Source organism: Arthrobacter sp. Ms25, from assembly GCF_059090365.1.
This window is the reverse complement of sequence record NZ_JBNHFP010000006.1, coordinates 15,710-31,278: the sequence shown is the minus strand read 5'-3', so window position 1 is coordinate 31,278 and position 15,569 is coordinate 15,710. Positions and strand designations below refer to the sequence as shown.

Annotated in this window: 16 protein-coding genes; 7 read left to right on the top strand and 9 right to left on the bottom strand. The window is 63.7% G+C overall.

Annotated elements, in window-relative coordinates:
• Positions 1-146 precede the first annotated feature (146 nt).
• On the bottom strand, positions 147-1,136 hold the full coding sequence (locus tag AC5RT8_RS16160; RefSeq protein WP_494096739.1) for a helix-turn-helix transcriptional regulator: 990 nt from the start codon (positions 1,134-1,136) through the stop codon (positions 147-149).
• A gap of 407 nt (positions 1,137-1,543) precedes the next feature.
• Here AC5RT8_RS16160 and mobC point away from each other — a divergent pair, with 407 nt between their 5' ends.
• From mobC to AC5RT8_RS16140, 4 genes are all read left to right on the top strand, one after another.
• Entirely contained in the window at positions 1,544-1,942 is a 399-nt protein-coding gene (gene mobC, locus AC5RT8_RS16155; RefSeq protein WP_494096738.1) for a plasmid mobilization relaxosome protein MobC, read from the top strand.
• Positions 1,939-3,660 carry a relaxase/mobilization nuclease domain-containing protein gene (locus tag AC5RT8_RS16150; protein ID WP_494096737.1) on the top strand — a complete coding sequence of 574 codons (1,722 nt, stop codon included), beginning with the start codon at positions 1,939-1,941 and terminating at the stop codon, positions 3,658-3,660. Before mobC ends, AC5RT8_RS16150 begins: the two co-directional genes overlap by 4 nt.
• 13 nt (positions 3,661-3,673) lie before the next feature.
• Positions 3,674-4,525 carry a hypothetical protein gene (locus AC5RT8_RS16145; RefSeq protein ID WP_494096736.1) on the top strand — a complete coding sequence of 284 codons (852 nt, stop codon included), beginning with the start codon at positions 3,674-3,676 and terminating at the stop codon, positions 4,523-4,525.
• 172 nt (positions 4,526-4,697) lie between these two features.
• Positions 4,698-4,841 (top strand): hypothetical protein, encoded by a 144-nt coding sequence (locus AC5RT8_RS16140; protein ID WP_494096735.1) that lies wholly within the window; start codon positions 4,698-4,700, stop codon positions 4,839-4,841.
• Between the two features lie 16 nt (positions 4,842-4,857).
• Here the strand turns inward: AC5RT8_RS16140 and AC5RT8_RS16135 are convergent, their stop codons facing one another.
• The 8 genes from AC5RT8_RS16135 to AC5RT8_RS16100 all read right to left on the bottom strand — a co-directional run bounded on the left by AC5RT8_RS16135 (position 4,858) and on the right by AC5RT8_RS16100 (position 13,367).
• Positions 4,858-5,223 carry a DUF4913 domain-containing protein gene (locus AC5RT8_RS16135; protein WP_494096734.1) on the bottom strand — a complete coding sequence of 122 codons (366 nt, stop codon included), beginning with the start codon at positions 5,221-5,223 and terminating at the stop codon, positions 4,858-4,860.
• Between the two features lie 80 nt (positions 5,224-5,303).
• The gene (locus AC5RT8_RS16130; protein ID WP_494096733.1) at positions 5,304-7,097 is read right to left on the bottom strand and encodes a type IV secretory system conjugative DNA transfer family protein; all 1,794 of its coding nucleotides are present in this window, start codon (positions 7,095-7,097) and stop codon (positions 5,304-5,306) included.
• Complete coding sequence (locus AC5RT8_RS16125) at positions 7,094-8,569, bottom strand: putative type IV secretion/conjugal transfer ATPase (RefSeq protein ID WP_494096761.1); 1,476 nt, start codon at positions 8,567-8,569, stop codon at positions 7,094-7,096. The genes AC5RT8_RS16130 and AC5RT8_RS16125 overlap by 4 nt, the downstream gene beginning before the upstream one ends.
• A gap of 83 nt (positions 8,570-8,652) precedes the next feature.
• Positions 8,653-10,164, bottom strand: coding sequence for an SCO6880 family protein (locus AC5RT8_RS16120; protein WP_494096732.1), 1,512 nt, complete (start codon positions 10,162-10,164; stop codon positions 8,653-8,655).
• Positions 10,151-11,821 (bottom strand): TrbL/VirB6 family protein, encoded by a 1,671-nt coding sequence (locus AC5RT8_RS16115; RefSeq protein ID WP_494096731.1) that lies wholly within the window; start codon positions 11,819-11,821, stop codon positions 10,151-10,153. The genes AC5RT8_RS16120 and AC5RT8_RS16115 overlap by 14 nt, the downstream gene beginning before the upstream one ends.
• A gap of 5 nt (positions 11,822-11,826) precedes the next feature.
• Entirely contained in the window at positions 11,827-12,576 is a 750-nt protein-coding gene (locus AC5RT8_RS16110) for a DUF8175 domain-containg protein (protein ID WP_494096730.1), read from the bottom strand.
• A 13-nt stretch (positions 12,577-12,589) separates the two neighbouring features.
• Positions 12,590-12,889 carry a hypothetical protein gene (locus AC5RT8_RS16105; protein ID WP_154580097.1) on the bottom strand — a complete coding sequence of 100 codons (300 nt, stop codon included), beginning with the start codon at positions 12,887-12,889 and terminating at the stop codon, positions 12,590-12,592.
• A 10-nt stretch (positions 12,890-12,899) separates the two neighbouring features.
• Positions 12,900-13,367, bottom strand: coding sequence for a DUF6668 family protein (locus AC5RT8_RS16100; protein ID WP_494096729.1), 468 nt, complete (start codon positions 13,365-13,367; stop codon positions 12,900-12,902).
• A gap of 294 nt (positions 13,368-13,661) precedes the next feature.
• Between AC5RT8_RS16100 and AC5RT8_RS16095 the strand changes: the two genes are divergently transcribed.
• The 3 genes from AC5RT8_RS16095 to AC5RT8_RS16085 are packed head-to-tail and all read left to right on the top strand — an operon-like array spanning position 13,662 to position 15,560.
• A complete protein-coding gene (locus AC5RT8_RS16095; RefSeq protein ID WP_494096728.1) occupies positions 13,662-13,946 on the top strand; it encodes a helix-turn-helix domain-containing protein in 285 nt (94 codons plus the stop codon).
• Between the two features lie 22 nt (positions 13,947-13,968).
• Positions 13,969-14,493: a hypothetical protein gene (locus AC5RT8_RS16090; protein WP_494096727.1), complete on the top strand. Its 525-nt coding sequence runs from the start codon at positions 13,969-13,971 to the stop codon at positions 14,491-14,493.
• 29 nt (positions 14,494-14,522) lie between these two features.
• On the top strand, positions 14,523-15,560 hold the full coding sequence (locus AC5RT8_RS16085; RefSeq protein ID WP_494096726.1) for a M23 family metallopeptidase: 1,038 nt from the start codon (positions 14,523-14,525) through the stop codon (positions 15,558-15,560).
• Positions 15,561-15,569 lie beyond the last annotated feature (9 nt).

The following is a 15,569-nucleotide window of genomic DNA, read 5'->3' as shown; positions in this document are numbered from 1 at the left end:
ATGATGCACATTAGGCTAGGGGCGGTGCTGTGCTGAGGATCGGGAAGGGACGGCATGATGGCCCCTCGGCGAGGTCACGGGGCGGGGAGCTGGACGGCCGAGGTCGACAAGCTGATCCCCGGCCAGGATCCCCGCCCGCGCGCGTACTAGCGTCCCTCGATTCTCGGCTGCGGAACGCCCCGCAACGATAGCCGCACGCCGGTTGTACGGGTCTGTGGCGTGGATATCTCCTCAGCCTTCACGCGCGGAAATCCGGGTGAGAAACTCGCATGAATGCTCGCTGACAGGGTGGCTTCACGGTGTGTGGACTCTCCCGGTGTGGTGGGTGGGATTTTGCCCGCCGCCGCGAGGGTTAACGCCTCCTCGAAGCGTTGGTTTACCGGGTCCGTCCGGTCCAGCCAGGCCAGTTCTTGCAGCCGCTTCAGATCGGCTTTGAAGAGGGTGGCCCAGTCCTCGCCAAGACGGGGAATGTCTTCGGTATTGGCCCACCCCAGGGAGTTGCTGCGCAGCGGCAGCAGAATGCCGGGATTGGCAGCGGCACTGTGCCAGGTTCGGTGCCGGCCGTCGGACCACGTGCTGTCCCAGGGGTCCATCGTGACTGCTTCGGCAGGGCTGAACCACGCTCGGACGATTTTGAGTTCAAGTGGTGACAGGCCGGGGTCCTGGACGTGTATGTGCCCGCGGCTCACCGGTGCGGGACTGTCTTCGTAGGAGCCGGAGGCAAGCACGTCGCCGACATCCTCGAGGACGTGCCCGATGGCTTTCCAGTTCTGGTCGTATGACTCCCAGCGGGGCTGGCCGTCTCGCACATCCGGGTCCGCCACTCTGGGAGCCAGCTGATCCGGTGTTGCCCGCCACCAGGTGAGTGGGCGGTGCACGTCGATACTTAACCACGGCATGGTGCTGTCCTCCGGCCCTTCGTTTATGTTGGCGAATGCCTCCGCGGGGAAATCATGCCAGCGTGAGTTGGCCGGGTCGCGGAACCATTGGTCGACGGTTTCGGGCAGGTAGCGGATGACCCGCCTACCCAGCAGATAGTAGTCCGGGCCGATGTTTCGGCGTCTCCACTCGGCCAGCTCCTGGACGCTGACACCGTATTTGTGGGCTACCTGTTCCGGGGTGATGAGTTGCTTCACGGTCTTGCTCCTTTTCTCCTGCCACCGTTTCTTTCGGCAACGCCGTCAAACCTTGCCCGCGAAGTGAATTGGCCAGCCGGAGCCGGGGGAGCGTGGAATACCGGAGGGAGCGAAGCGAGTGAGGATATGCCGCGAAAGCCCCCGGCGCAGGCTTGCCAAGAGAAGGGCGGGCAGTACCATCCAAAGCCGAAACGGAACGGCGCAGCCGGTCAATGTCTCAGGAGCGCAGCTCCCGAATGTTGTAGGAGCCGGGTGAAACGAAAACGGTCCGCCCCGCGGAGCAAGCTATAGACTTGGGTCCCCCAAGTCGCCTGCCCACTCTGGACCTGGGTCCGGTCGTGGGTCACACTGAGCGTGTTGTCCCCGCTGCGGGGTCGCTGCGCTGGGCTGAAAGGCAGGGGAGTGCCATGGGGCGTCCGTCCGAGAACCGGCTGTTTGGCCGCCGCAGGCGTGCCAACGTTCAGGGCGGCCGGCAGCACGATCACCGGGTGAAGGTAACCCCGGAGGAGGAAGCCCAGCTGCTGCGTTTGGCGGCGGCCCAGCGGGTGACTGTGCCGCGGCTTCTGATCGAATCCACCCTTGCAGCTGCAGCCGGGGAAACGCCCACGGAACGCAAACAGGCCATGGCCGAATTGTTCGCGCTTCACCGCCTGCTGGCAGCGGTGTCGAACAACGTGAACCAGATAGCGCGGGCCACAAACGCGACAGGGGAGATGCAGGCGGAGTCCGCGGCGACGTTGAAGAAGGTCCGGGACGTCGCCGGACGGATTGATCAGGCGATCGACGGTCTGGGGTTCCAGCAATGATGCCCAATGTTGTGCGCGGTGAGCGGATGGCGGGTCTGATGATGTATCTCGTCGGACCGGGCAAGGCCAACGAGCACACGGAACCGCATCTGGTCGCCGGGGACCCGGCGCTGCTCGCCTGGCATGATGACGCCGAGCTGGACCGCGAAGGAGCACTGGGGATGGCCCGGCATCTGGAACGGCCACGCAGTGCCTATGGAGTGAACGTCACCGGCGGGCACGTGTGGCACTGCTCGCTGTCTCTGCGCGCCGACGAGGGCATGTTGACGGATGAAAAGTGGCAGGCCATCGCCAACGACTTTGTGCAGGTCATGGGGTTCGACGATCACGAGGGCGCGAAGGCCCCCTGCCGTTGGGTGGCCGTCAGGCACGGGGTGTCGAAGAACGGGAACGACCACATTCATGTGGCAGTGAATCTGGTTCGGGAAGACGGCACCAAGGCCTCCATTCATAATGACTTCCGCCGCGCCCAATCCGCTGTCCGGGCGCTGGAAGTGAAATACGATCTGGAACAGCTGGAGTCAGTGAAGGCTGAACGCGCCACTCGCGGCTACGACCCTGCCGAACGCGAGTCCGTAGCCCGCCGGCGCGCCAGGGCCAAGTACGAAGGGCAGCGAACCCGTTCAGGCGAGGAACAGCAGCCGGCGTGGGATGCCTTAACCAAGGCCGAGAGATCAGCTCACGTAGCCGCTCAGCTGAAGGAAACCCAGCCCCGTCACGAGCTGGCGCTGAAAGTCAGAGCAGCAGCAGCAGCGAGTGAGAACGAAGCAGAGTTCGTGCGCAGGATCAGGCGCAGCGGCTGCCTGGTGCGCCCGCGTTTTGCTGAGAACCGGACCGACGTCATCACCGGCTATTCCGTGGCTGAGCGGCCGCACAGCGGCGAACGGCCGATCTGGTACGGCGGCCGGCAGCTCGGACGGGACCTGACACTGCCCCGGCTGCGCGGTGACTGGCCGGACACTCCGACAGGAGCGAGTGACGCTGCAGCCGAATGGAACGCGGCCAGGAGAGGACGACGCGTCGTTCATGCGGGACGGGAAGTCCGGGACGTTAGTCCTGAAGCGTGGGAGCAACAGATCACGCAGCTGCAGGAACTCGTGGACGGTCTACATGCGGTCGACGTGAACGATAAGGACACCTGGGCCACCGTTGCACGGCAGGCGTCCGGAGCCCTGGCAGCATGGTCAAACACCACTGAAGACACGCCCGGTGACCTCGCGGCGGCGTCGGAAGTTCTGTCCCGGACCGCCCAAACGTACCGCCGCCCGGCCACCCCGAGGAGGGCCGGGAGCACCGCTCTCTCAGGCACCGCCGTACTGCTCGCCAGCGCGATGCACCACGGCCAGGGAGCCGTTGCGCAGGCGGCCGTGATCAGAGAGCTGCTGCGGGTTACCCAGGCCGTCCATGCAGCTGCCCTCGCCGGAGGCCAGGCACGGCAGGCCAGGCTGCTGGCGGAAGACACCAGGGCGCGCCTGGTCCGAATCCGTGACGCCATGTCGCACGCGGGACCGGCAACCGACACCGAGGCCGGCACCCTCGCCACCCGTACCGGCGACCGGAATCCCGTGCTGGAGCCGCAGGCCCAAGCCATGCTCGACAGGCTCCGGGCCGGGCAGGGGAGACCTCCCGCTGCAGGGGCGCCGGTCCCCAACAGGATCGAACCGGCCGTTGAACGACGCACCAGTAAACCGGGCCCAACCCGCGGCCCGGAACGATGAGGGGAGAGGGACCATGGCCGAAGAAACCGACGGCATTGAGGAAGCTTTCGACGGGGAGCTGCGCGTCCTGGTGACCGCAGCCGGGCAGATTGCCGAACGGGTGGCACGTGCCCGTGAGGACGCCTCCCGCCGGGCCCAGATGGACAGCGAGCAGGCAGCGCGGGAGCTAAAGGCCCGGTTCGAGGCCGAACGAAAGACAGTGCACCTTGAAGTGTCCAGGGTCCACGGCCGCGAATGGTGGGACCGGGCCACTCCCGAGCAGATGGCGCACACTTACCAGCTGGCACGGGCCTGGGCACAGGACGATGCTGAGGCAGCCAGGGCCGAGCAAACGATGCGCACGGAATTCCATACCCGTTACAACATGGACACGGACACGACCGGGGCCGATCCCGCCGCCGTCAGGACCGCTGTGCAGAAGGCAGAACGCGACCGTGCTGATGCAGATGCCGAACGCCACCGTGCAGCCACGGAAGCAGCGGAAGCTCAACTGCTGCTGAATCAGGCCGATCAGGAAGAGCTCCGGGCCGATGAAGAACGCCTGTCAGTTGAGCATGAGCACGCCCCAGGCATCCAGGCCCAGCGGCTAGCCGAAGCTGAGGCTGCCGGAGATCGGTCCGGAGCGATCCGGGAGGACGGACGGACCGCGTACGACAGTGCTGAACGGCGTGAGGAGACCGCCCGGGACCTTGAATCCAAAGGCGTCGACGGGCAGACGGTGGCAACACGGATGAGAGCCGATGTGAGTCAGGCGAAGCCAGCGACTGAAGCCGTGACAGATGCCAAGCCGAAGGCGCCGAAGGCTCGTAAGGGACGCAGCTCCCGTGCCGCACAGATCCAGAACGCGGGGCTGGATCGGCGTTAGAGCACTAGCAGTTCCACCATCTGCGGAGGTTGTAGAGGATCGGTGAGGACCCGGCCGCGCCGACTGTGACACCCGTGCCGGGCCCTGCTGCATAGAGCAGGTATGAACTTCGACGAGGTTCTTGCGTGAACCTGCAACGAGGTTCTCGCATCCCCCAAGTGAGTGGAGCTCTATGTCCGAGTTGAACGTCCTATTCCAAGAGCTGGTGGCTGTCCTTTTGCCAGCTGGTGCACCCGCCGTCATTGTGCTGATCGCCTCGCCCCAGCTGAGGATCATCATCAAGCGGAAGGCCAAAGGGAAGCGCAAGAAACGGTGAGCAAAAGCGCCCGGGACTAGTACAGTTCCCGAACGTCAGGAAAGAGGCCTGGGGGAGGGGCCGCGTATGGCAGCGGTCCCCCCTTCGTCTCTTGGTTCTCCCGGCTGACGGCTTCCGCCGCGTAGAAAGGCCCCTGCGGGTCCATCAGCACGGACATGTGGTGATCGGCATGGTCCCGCCACCAGACACTCATTCCTGTACTGGGGTCCAGTCGGAGGTGTTCCCAGGAGCGCCACAGGGCTTCAAGGCGGATGACTGCTTCGTCGTATTCCCACCACCGTGCGGCCCAGACGCGGGACTTCCCATCAATCCTGCGGCGGTAGGCGTTGCGCAGATACTCCCGCACGAACTCATCGACACTGCCGAAATACAGTGCCGGCACCGGTGGTCTGTCCGGTTGAGTCGGCCCGGGGTTTTCCGACGCCTGCTCGGACGGAGCATATTCCTCCACCCCCCAGTCGGTCACCGTGCACCTCCTGTGCCGTAGCCGGCGGCAGCAGCAGCTGTCTGCGTCTCAGCGTCCTTGATGGTTCGTTTGGCCTGGGGATCATGGGCGGATATAGAGGCTCGGACCTGGTCGGCGTGTGGGCCCGTCATCCACGGTTGGGTACGGATGAGGGTGGGGCGGTTCCCGGAAGCCATGACGACCGCCCGGCCCTTGGGCAGGGCGGCCAAGTCGGCAACGTCGAGGATACGTTCGCGCTGCAGGTGCTGGGAGACCGTGCGGTGTCCCGTGCCATGCGAGGTGGAGGAAGAGAGCCGGTCGTAGTCTCCAATGATCTTGGCCAGATCTTCGAGAAACGCCGCTTCGGACACGCCACCGCCGTAGACCTTAACATTCGATGCACTCCAGAGTTTTTTCATCCCTGCCTCCCCCCAGACCTCCGCCCCCTGGGACCAGCTTTGAAGGATGGTCATCAGGACGATTCCCCGGGAGCCGTAGTGGCTGTACAGATTGGGCAGGTCGCGCCAGCGGCAGACGTTGGCCGCCTCATCGAGTACGCCCAGCAGGGGAACGGGCAGCCGACCGCCGGCGGAGTGCACCGCCTGCTCTTCGGCTGCCTCAATAACGGCGACCGTCAATGCCGTCACCAGCGGCCCCGCGGTCCCGCGGCCTTCCTTGGACAGGCTGTAGAGCGTGCCGCCATTGCGGATGAACGAGTCGGGGTCGAACTGCGGACGGGAGTCGGCCATGGTGCGAGGCGTTACCCAGGCCGAGACCTGCCGGTTGGTCAGGCAGGAGGCCATTTGCTGTGCCGTACCGAAGACGCCGGCGCGCTGTTTGTCCGGGGCGTCGACCACGCCGTCAACCTGATCTGCCAGCAAATCGAAGTCGTGAAGCCGGAGAATATCGGCTGCAGTGTGGTCCATGGGGCGGGTCAGCCAGGTGTACACGTTCGTGATGGATCGCTGGTCAAGGGCAGCTGCAAGAAGCAGCGCCGCCAGCAGGTCCTGGCCGGCAGGATCAAAATAGGCGTCCGTTTTGGCTCCGGGGTCCCGGGACCCGGCGGCGAAGTGCTCGGCCATTTTCTGGGCACGAACCTCGTCCGTGACATAGCTGAGCGGATTCCACCACCACGTCGGTTCTTCCAAGGCGATGGACTGCGGGTCAAAAACCCACACGGCACCGGAATCTGCACGAATATTGCGGGTAGCGTCCACGACGTCGCGTTTATTGGACGTGACAAGCACCGGGCCGGGGGCGGTGAGGATAGCCGGGACGGCACGGCTCGTGGTCTTTCCCGTGCGCGGGCCCCAAATGTCGATGTGCATGTCTTCCCACGACCCGTACAGAGCCCGTCCTCCGCTTACCGTGCGCCCAATCGGAACCCCGGGAGAGTCCTCCACCCCGAGACGGGCCGCGGTGGACCGGGCGTTTTTAATCGTGAGTGTCTCAACATCCCGGCCGCGCCCCATGAAATTCGCGGCCCGGTCCACCCGGCTGCGTGATTTCCGGGTTATCCGGAGCAGGAGAAACACCAGGAGCACCATCATGATGACGGCCGCGGCGACCCCGGCCAGGACCCACCAACCGGCCGCCCCCGGCCAGCTCAGCTCACCGCCGATCAGGCCGAAGACCAGCTCGAACGGATCCTTAGGCAGTGTCTCACCCGTGCCGGCCACACGGTGGCCCACATGCATCGCGGCATAGACGGACCCGGTTCCCGTCACCACGAGAAGGACGGCAACCCACACCAGCGCCGCCTCGGCCCCGATCCCTCCGGGATCGCGGCGGCGGTTGTTCGGGGTGTTCACCGTTCCGCCTCCTCGATGAGTTCCTGGACGCGGCGGCCGACACGGGATTGTTCATGCCAGCGCTTGTTCGTGTCGTTGATGGAAGCCTCCACGCTCGTGAGCTGAACATCGACCGGTATTCCCGGCCGGCCGCCGACCTTCACCAAAAACTTTCCGCGGCCGGGCGGCTCGGCTTCTCGGCCGGTGGACGGGTCCCAGGCCGGAGGATCCTGCCAGCCGATCAGCAGGGACTGTTCGGCCTGGGAAAACGGGACCGCTGCGGTGAGCAGGGGCATTTCCGCGGACGGCAGGCCGCCGCAGATGACCATGCCGGAGCGTTCGACAAAGCCGCGGGCCTTCATCCGGTCCTCCTCACTGGCCAGCGCCTGCAGGTCACTCATGGTGTGAGAAATCATCGCCATCCCCACCCCGCGCTGCCGGTTGAGCCGGGTGAGGGCATCCACCCGGTCGACCATGCCTCTGCCGGCCCGGAGCGCCCGCCAGAGTTCATCCAGAATCACGAAGTAGTGCCTGCGCGGTTCCAGTCCGGCGTCGGCAAGGGCATTGGCCACGTTCACCGTGCCGAAGCCCGCGGACCAGCAGGCCAGCAGGGCCGCTGCCTGCAGATCCATCTCCGAATCGTCAATCGCGGAAACGTCATAGACAACAGGGGCGTCACGGCGCATCGGATTGGTGGTCTGGCGGGAAAATGTCTCCCCCAGACGGCCGCCACCCACCAGACCGATCAGGGAAGCTTCCAGCCCTTCGGTGATGGCTTTGTACCGTGTGTCGTCGCCGCGGTCGAGCGCCACCGCCCGGACTTCGGCGGGCCCGAGCTGGATCACCCGCAGCAAATCCCCCAGCACGGGAATGCCGTCATGGTTTTCATCCAGCCACTTCAACGCGCGGTCGATAATTGTTTCTTCGCGGTCGTTCGGCGGAGCCGAGCGCAGGATGGTGAGCAGGGCAGAGACCATGGTGTGGCGCCGCCCGTGAGCGTCAGCGACGACCTGGGAAGCTTCCTTCTCATGTCCGGCCGCCCGGAGCCGTTCGGCCGCCTGGGTTGCCTCTCCGGGATCCAGAACGTTCAGGTATCCGCGTCCGCGGCCCAGGGTGATGACTTGCCCGCCCAGGGCTTCGATCAGGTCAACGTAGTCCGGCTTCAGGTCTCCCAAGACCAGGGGCATCACCCCGTAGCCTGCCAGGCCCGTTGCCATGCGCCGGACAAGGGTGGATTTCCCGAGCCCGGGTTTGCCAAGAATGAACGCACTGGGGTTGCTGAGCAGTTTTGCGCGCTGGAACCAGGAAATCGGATCACAGCACAACGTCGCGCCGGTATGAATGTGCCGGCCCAGCGGGACGCCGATCATCGGTGTGCCGGTGCCAATGGAAAACGGCCACATCCCGCATACCTGAACGGTGGTTCCCCGCCATTCATCGGCCTGCTGGACATAGGCCGCCGTCCCGCGGCCCCGCCCCAACCAGCCGCGCATCGGAGGGCGTTGCGGACGTATGTCCCGGGTCTTTCCTTTGTCAGCCCGGGGCTGTGCGCCGGTCTTGTTCTCTCGCTTGCCGCTCACAGCTTCTCCCTGAGCTCGGTGGGAACCTTGATATGTTTCGGCAGGACCAGACCCAAGGGCAGTGCCGCAGCGAAAGCTGAATCCTGGGACCCGTACACCGGGCGGAGCCGTAACCGGGCGGTCGCGGCCAAGTTATCGACCGCCGCACGCGCGTCGGCTTCCTTGGAGAGGTCTGTCACCGTCGCGGTGACCAGCAAACCAAACTGGACCAGCCCTGCCCCGGAGGCTTCTTCGCTCGCGGTGGCAGCAGCTGCCCGGACCGCCAGCGTGTCCCGGGCGGCAGGTTTATTTGAGGAAGTCACCCGGAACTCCGCTGACCGGAGGTCTGCTTCGACGATTGCCGCTGCTTTGGCTGCGTCCAAGGGCCGGTACAGCAAGGTGACGCGCTTCCGGGCAATATCCCGGTGCGGGGCGAGCAGCCTGGCCAGCACGCCGCTTTGAACGTTCCCGCGCGGCGCCGCCGTCATGGCCCAGGTGCATGAGTAGGCGGAGTCGTGGCGGTATCCATTCCAGTAAGCCTGGGCGGCAGCCGGCCCTACATCCGGCCATGACAGCTCAGGTGTTTCCCCGGCAGCATGGGCCTCGTCAACGAGTACAGCCGCGGCGGGGTCGAAGGACACCCGGACCACTTCACACAGTTCCTGGGCAGAGAGCGGATGGGCGGCGCCTGCACCGGTGGCCTGAAGCCCGGCTGTCAGGCCGGGAAGCCGGGCAGCGAGTTCGCGGCCTATTTCCTCCGCCGGACGTTTTTTGCCGCCTGTACGCTGCGCGGCGCTAAAGGTAATGGACACAAAAGCCTTGATTGTGGAGGACCCTGAAGGATACCGCCCGACCACTTCAGCGAGCATTTCGAGTGCAAAGGCGGGCGCATCGTCGTCTATGTTCAGGGCAACTTCCCGGCGAAGCCTGGTCCCTGAATCGGGTGCGGTTTCCAATGTTACGGACGCTGCTTCCACTCCGGGTTCGTCGCCCAGATTCGCCAGCCAGTGTCCCCAGTCCGCAACCCATACATCGATCTGCTCCTGATCAACAAGAGCAGCTCCGTCAGGTTCTGTTCCGATGACTACGGAGTATGAGCCAGTGGCAGGGGTATAGAGAAGCGCGAAGGGCCGACCATAGGAATCCGTATGCTCGCTTAACCGGATCGGGGCGGCCAGGCCCGGAAGCTGGCATGTCCCCCATAGTGCCCTTCCCAATGGGCCTGAGCGATAGATGTTCGATCCCCGGGAGCGTGCTGACCACCAGGCCAGCCGGGCTCCGCTTCTGCTCAGGAGATTCTTGCCGTGGGAATCCTTGGCCAGAACGGCAAGCATGGCAACACCCAGGATGCCGGCAAGGATGACCGCTTCGAGGAGGCCTCTAATCATGACCATCATGACGATCAGAACGAGGCCACCAAGCAGCATCGCTGTTCCAACGGACCCGAGACCGAGGACGCCGGCGGAGGTAGGGCGCCGCCAGTTGCCATAGGTTCTCGGTGCGCGGTTGTTCGTATCAGCGACTGCCATCCGGGCCGCCTCCTTCTCCTGTTGCGTCCTCTCCGAGACTCTGTGCTGCCTGCCCGGCCCTTTGTCCTGCCTGAAGCGCTACGCCAGCCGCAATACCAATAGGGCCGGCGGCAGAGCCTGCCGCTGCGGATCCTGCCGCAGCACTTCCGCCTCCGGACGCTGCGGAGCCCGCTGCTGCGCGGCCGCCGGTTGCGGATCCTGCCGCTGCACCGCCGCCGCCCGATGCCGCGCCGCCTCCGGTTGCCGCACCGGACGAGCCGGCGGGAGCTCGGCCACCGCCGCCTGTGCCGGAGCCTCCCTGCGGTCCCGTGCTTTGGCCGCCGTGGGAGCTGCCGTTTCCTCCGCCGCCTCCGCCGGTGGGTCCTCCAGGCCCGGTGGGTCCTTCGCCTGCGTTGTTGGATGCTTGAGGTGTCGATCTTCCGGAGTTACCGGCAGCCATGCGTCCCAGGGCTGCTGCACCGGTGGGAATTGCCGCCATAGCTCCCAGCGCCAATGCTCCGCCAGCCCCTCCGGCCATCGGGCCGACCATGGGTGTCACGAACTTCATCAGTGCCGGCAGCGCAAACAACGCGATGAGCATGAGCATGAGGCCGGTGAGGATCGCCAGCAGCCCTGTGCCGTCGTCGGCAAAAACCTTCGTTCCCACGAGCTGAAATGAGGCGGCATAGACGATGGCGGCCGCCGGTTTGTAGAGGATGAAGGCGATCAACCAGCTGATGCATTTCCTAAACCAGTTTTTCCCCATCTCGGTGTTTGTGAACGACGCTGACAGCGGAAGGATGCCAGTCAGGATGACCAGCATTCCCCCGCGGGCAACCATCAATACAATCTGAAAAGCAGACGTCAGGATGGCAAACAGCCCAAGGATGATGATCAGTAGCGGACCTAGGCCGTCTCCGGACGCAGATGTGAGAGCGAGCATGTCAGTCAGGTTTGTCTGGAAGCAGGTCGAGCCGGGGGTGGATACATCGCAATCCGTCGCTCCGTTCATGATCCAGACGGAGAATGAGTCGGCAGCTGCTACGAGGAGCCCAACGATGGTTGTCCCCGCACCGGCGACCACTACTAGTGTCAGCAGGCTTTTAACCGTGTCGCGGCCTGGTTCGGCACGCTGTTCCCACGCCATTCTTGCGCCCCCGATAATCACAGAAACGACAGCGGCTGCGCCCATGTACCACCAGAGACCTGATTGGAGGAACAGCACCGCACCGGCTGCGTTGGACGGGCCGGAGGGCAGCAGCCCCGCTATCAACGCACTGGCGGAGGAAATCAGAACAACCGCAACCAGCAGCAAGCCAACTTTGCCGACAGCAGCGATCCCTTCTCCTGCCCGCAACCGCGTCGCGATGAGGGCGCCGAGGATAAACAGCGACAGGACGGTTATGCCAAGGCTGACCCAAGTGACATAACCCAGCACCGTGGTGATGTTCCCGGCATCAGGCGCTGAGCTCCCAGGATCTATTGAGGACCCGCCGCCGGTACCGGTCAGATTCGGGGTTCCGATGTTTACCCACATGGTTCCAAGGGAAGCGATTGTGTTTGAAACCGCCCCCATAACTGCCTCGGCCATGTCCTCGATCGAACCAGTGAGGGCGTTGCTCGCTACGTCTTTTGCGAAGCAGGACCATTCCCAGAGTTGGCAATCCTGTTCTTCCATCTACATCATTCCCTCCACGTCACGTATCCCGCGAGATCGGGTATCTGTGCGAATCGCAGAGGATTGGAGGTGTTCTGCGGCAACAGCTTCCAGTCACCGTTTTCCCAAACGAGGTCGTAGACCGTAGACATGTAGGCGGTTTCCCCAGAGGCAGCAATACGGGCGGCGAGATCGATCCGGGCGTTACCGCCGTCGTAAGCGAGAACTTTAAAACCTTCAATGCTCAAGCGCATTTCCGGCGGAGCACCCGTGGAGGGGGCAATATCCGTAAGCAATTCCTGCCGATTCACTGTCTCTTCAGAGAGGAAATAGTTAATCCAGGCCACGGATGCCGGACCGGAGCTCTGCACAGCAGCATTTGCAGCGGCAAAGAGTGCACCCTCTGGGGACCGCTGGAAACAGTGCCGAACCGACTCCGTGTTCGTTTCGGCTGGCCCGAACTCTGTGGATGTGGGGAAGGCGAGCGTGTCTTGGTATTCCCACACCGTCTCCGGTGCGGTGGAGACTGTTCCGGATAGGGACCCGCCTGGAAGCCCGCAGATGCTGTCAGCAGCAGGTGGCCCGGGTGATTCCTCTTCCTGCGTCGGTGTTGCACTCGAAAGCGGAGGAGTGGCTGCCTCTGATTTGGGCTCCTTTTGTGTGGCGGTCACGCCGAGAAACACACCCGCCACGATGACCAGAACCACGATCACCGCGGCGATGAGGAAGCCCGGCCTTGCGAACGGACTCTGTTGGTTGTCATGGTTTGAAGCCATGTTTGCCCCTTAGTTAGGCGAGGAATCCGACCAACGCGCCGGCTGCGGAAATGACGATGACGCCACCTAAGGACATGCCGATCTTTCCAACGTGTTCCCCGCCTTCACCTCTGCGGGACTGAATAGCCATCAGTGCCCCTGCTGCAAACAGGCCGAGCACGCACACCGCCAGTGCAACCCACTTGCCCCAGCTCATAACGCTGTTGAAGCCTTCCGTTCCGGGGGGTTGCAGCGGATCGGGGTTCGGGACTTGGGCAGGGACCAATGCCAGCAGATCACCGGCGGAGGCGAGAGTTGTCATAAGCACGCTCATGGCGTTCCTTTCAATTTCCCCGGTGCGGGGCACCGGCTCGGATGAGTTGGTTCAAATCATCGATAAGACGTCGGACCGGGCGCGGTACATCTGCGATTGAGAGACCTTCTCCCAGACGCCATGAATCGATCCAGGGGACTGACCAGGTACGCGGCACTCCCCCACTGATCAGGCGAGCGAAGTCACGCAATTGCCGGGGAAGTTTGCCCGGTGCATCTGCCACGAGGACCAGGCCAATCACCTTCGCTGCAGGGATGCCTCCGGATGCCCACTGGGTCGCGGCCGCCTGCGCAGACAGCAGACCGGCCATGCTGGTGCGGGCTACCAGGACAACATGTGCGGGACCTCCGTCCAGAGGATGAGGCCAGCTGTGTTCCGCGGCCGCCCAGCCATCTACCAATGCGGCCAAGCTCGATTCGCCGGAACCGCCGTGAGTTCCTAGCCACCATAAGTCCGCGTTGGAGATCCGGTCCGTCACGGAAAGGAGGTCCTTTGCGGCGGGCGCCGGAACTCCGTTTTGAGGCGTTTGAGGTCCCGTGGCCGGTGGCAACTGCTCCGATATCACCTCCGGCAGGGGGAGCTCAACCGAATCCGGTTGAGAGAGCCACGGGTTACGCGCAGACGACACGACACGATTCCTTACTAATAAGGTGTAGGAGCCTATGTGTCCCACAGAGTAGGCGTCTATAGCGGAAGGAAGCAACGGTATGCGCCCTATATATTTTTTTAGCTACCTATGTTCGTTTAGTGGTGTTTCGTTTAGGCTCGCGACATGCAGCACAGGACATGGGAAACGGCAGTGAAGGACGCCAGAGGAACCGAAGGCCTCGACTCGCTCTTTGCTGACCGCCCCGAGACCCTGAGCGTGGACGAAGTCGCGTTGCTGCTGAACATCAGCCGGCAGAACACTTACTCCTGGCTGCGCGACGGGGTCATACCCGGCTACAAGATAGGCAACACCTGGCGGGTCATCCGTGACGAACTCAAAGAAACCATGAGACTCGGCGCAAATTCGCATACCCGCAGGACTCAAGGCAAGGACGACGACGAGGACTGAGATGAACCGGTTCCCTCTGCGCATGACCGCTCTGATTTGCATCCTCGCAATGACCGGATGCGCCGGGAACCAGGAGAAGGCAGGAGAGGAAGCTGCCGGAACCACGCCCAGCGCATCGGCGCTGCGGCCGGACCTGAATCGATTCACACCGCCCCCGCCCGGATATGTCGACGATCACACTGGGGAGAAGGTTACGCCAATAGCCGTCCCCACGTGGGATGAAAAATCACGTAGTTCACTGCTCAGCGCAGCGGACCGGGCGACGACGGCCTTTGCCCGGCCGTCCCTGGACTATGACACCTGGTGGGCGGACCTGGAGCCGCTGCTAAATGAGCAGGCGATCCAGGACTACGCCTTTGTTGATCCAGCCAATATCCCTGCAACTACCGTCACAGGGCCTGGGGTCCTGGTCGATGATTCAAGCGCATATGTCGGTTACGTGGATGTTCCCACGGACGCAGGTGTCTATCAGCTCATACTGAATCGCGCCGACGCAGACTCCCCGTGGCTGCTCAGCCGGATCAGCCCCCCGGAGACAGGCAATTAACCATGGCCGGGTCGAGAACGGGAGGGATTATGGCCATAGTCTCCGTTCCGGTGCTCATCTTCGGCACAGTCTTCAGCCTCATGCTCTTCGGCGGGCAGGAGGCGTTGGCGGACTGCAACCCGGCGCCGGGAAGCGAAACAGGGATCAGCATTGACCCTGACAGTGTTCCGGACGCCACTGTCGCCGGCTATGGCCACGAGCAGCTGGTGAACGCCGCACACATTATGCGCGCCGGTAAGGATCTGCGTCTGGGAGTACGGGACCAGACCATAGGCGTCATGACGGCAATGGGTGAATCGTCGTTGACCGTCCTCGACCGAGGCGACGGTGCCGGCCCCGACTCGCGAGGACTGTTTCAGCAGCGGGACAACGGCGCCTGGGGATCCTATGCCGACCGCATGGACCCGTACATCTCAGCTACCAACTACTTCGAAGCGCTCATGGCCGTCGAGGCGAGAGAATCCCTCGAACCAACCATCGCCGCCAGCAGGGTACAGAGAAACGCCAACCCCTATCACTACGTCCAGTACTGGGACCCCGCAGTCCAGGTTGTTGAATACCTAGCCGGCACCGACACAGGGCTAAAGGAAGGCAACGGCAACAACGTCTGCGCCGGAGGCGAACTTGTCCCGGGTGAGGTCAATCCCAATGGATGGTCCAAACCCGGGGCCGGCCCAGTCAACGGCGGATACGGTCCCCGCGGCGTCATCAACACCCCCGCCGGCCCCACCCCGGCGTTCCACTACGGGGTAGATCTGGAGGCCGGCGGATGCGAAGGACCCATCTGGGCAGCGCAAGCAGGCACCGTCAGCCAGATCTTTCAGGATCTCAGCGGCGGATGGATTATCGAAGTCGATCACGGCGGCGGCGTGGAGACCTGGTACGTCCACATGTACTCCAACGGAATTCTCGTCCAGATCGGAGACAAGGTCGACGCGGGGCAAATGATCGCCCGAGTCGGTAACTCCGGGTTGAGCACAGCATGCCACCTACATTTTGAGGTCCATGTCTCCGGCAATCCCGTTGAACCCACCTCGTTCCTTGCTGAAGTCGGTATTACCTACTAACCGAAGGAG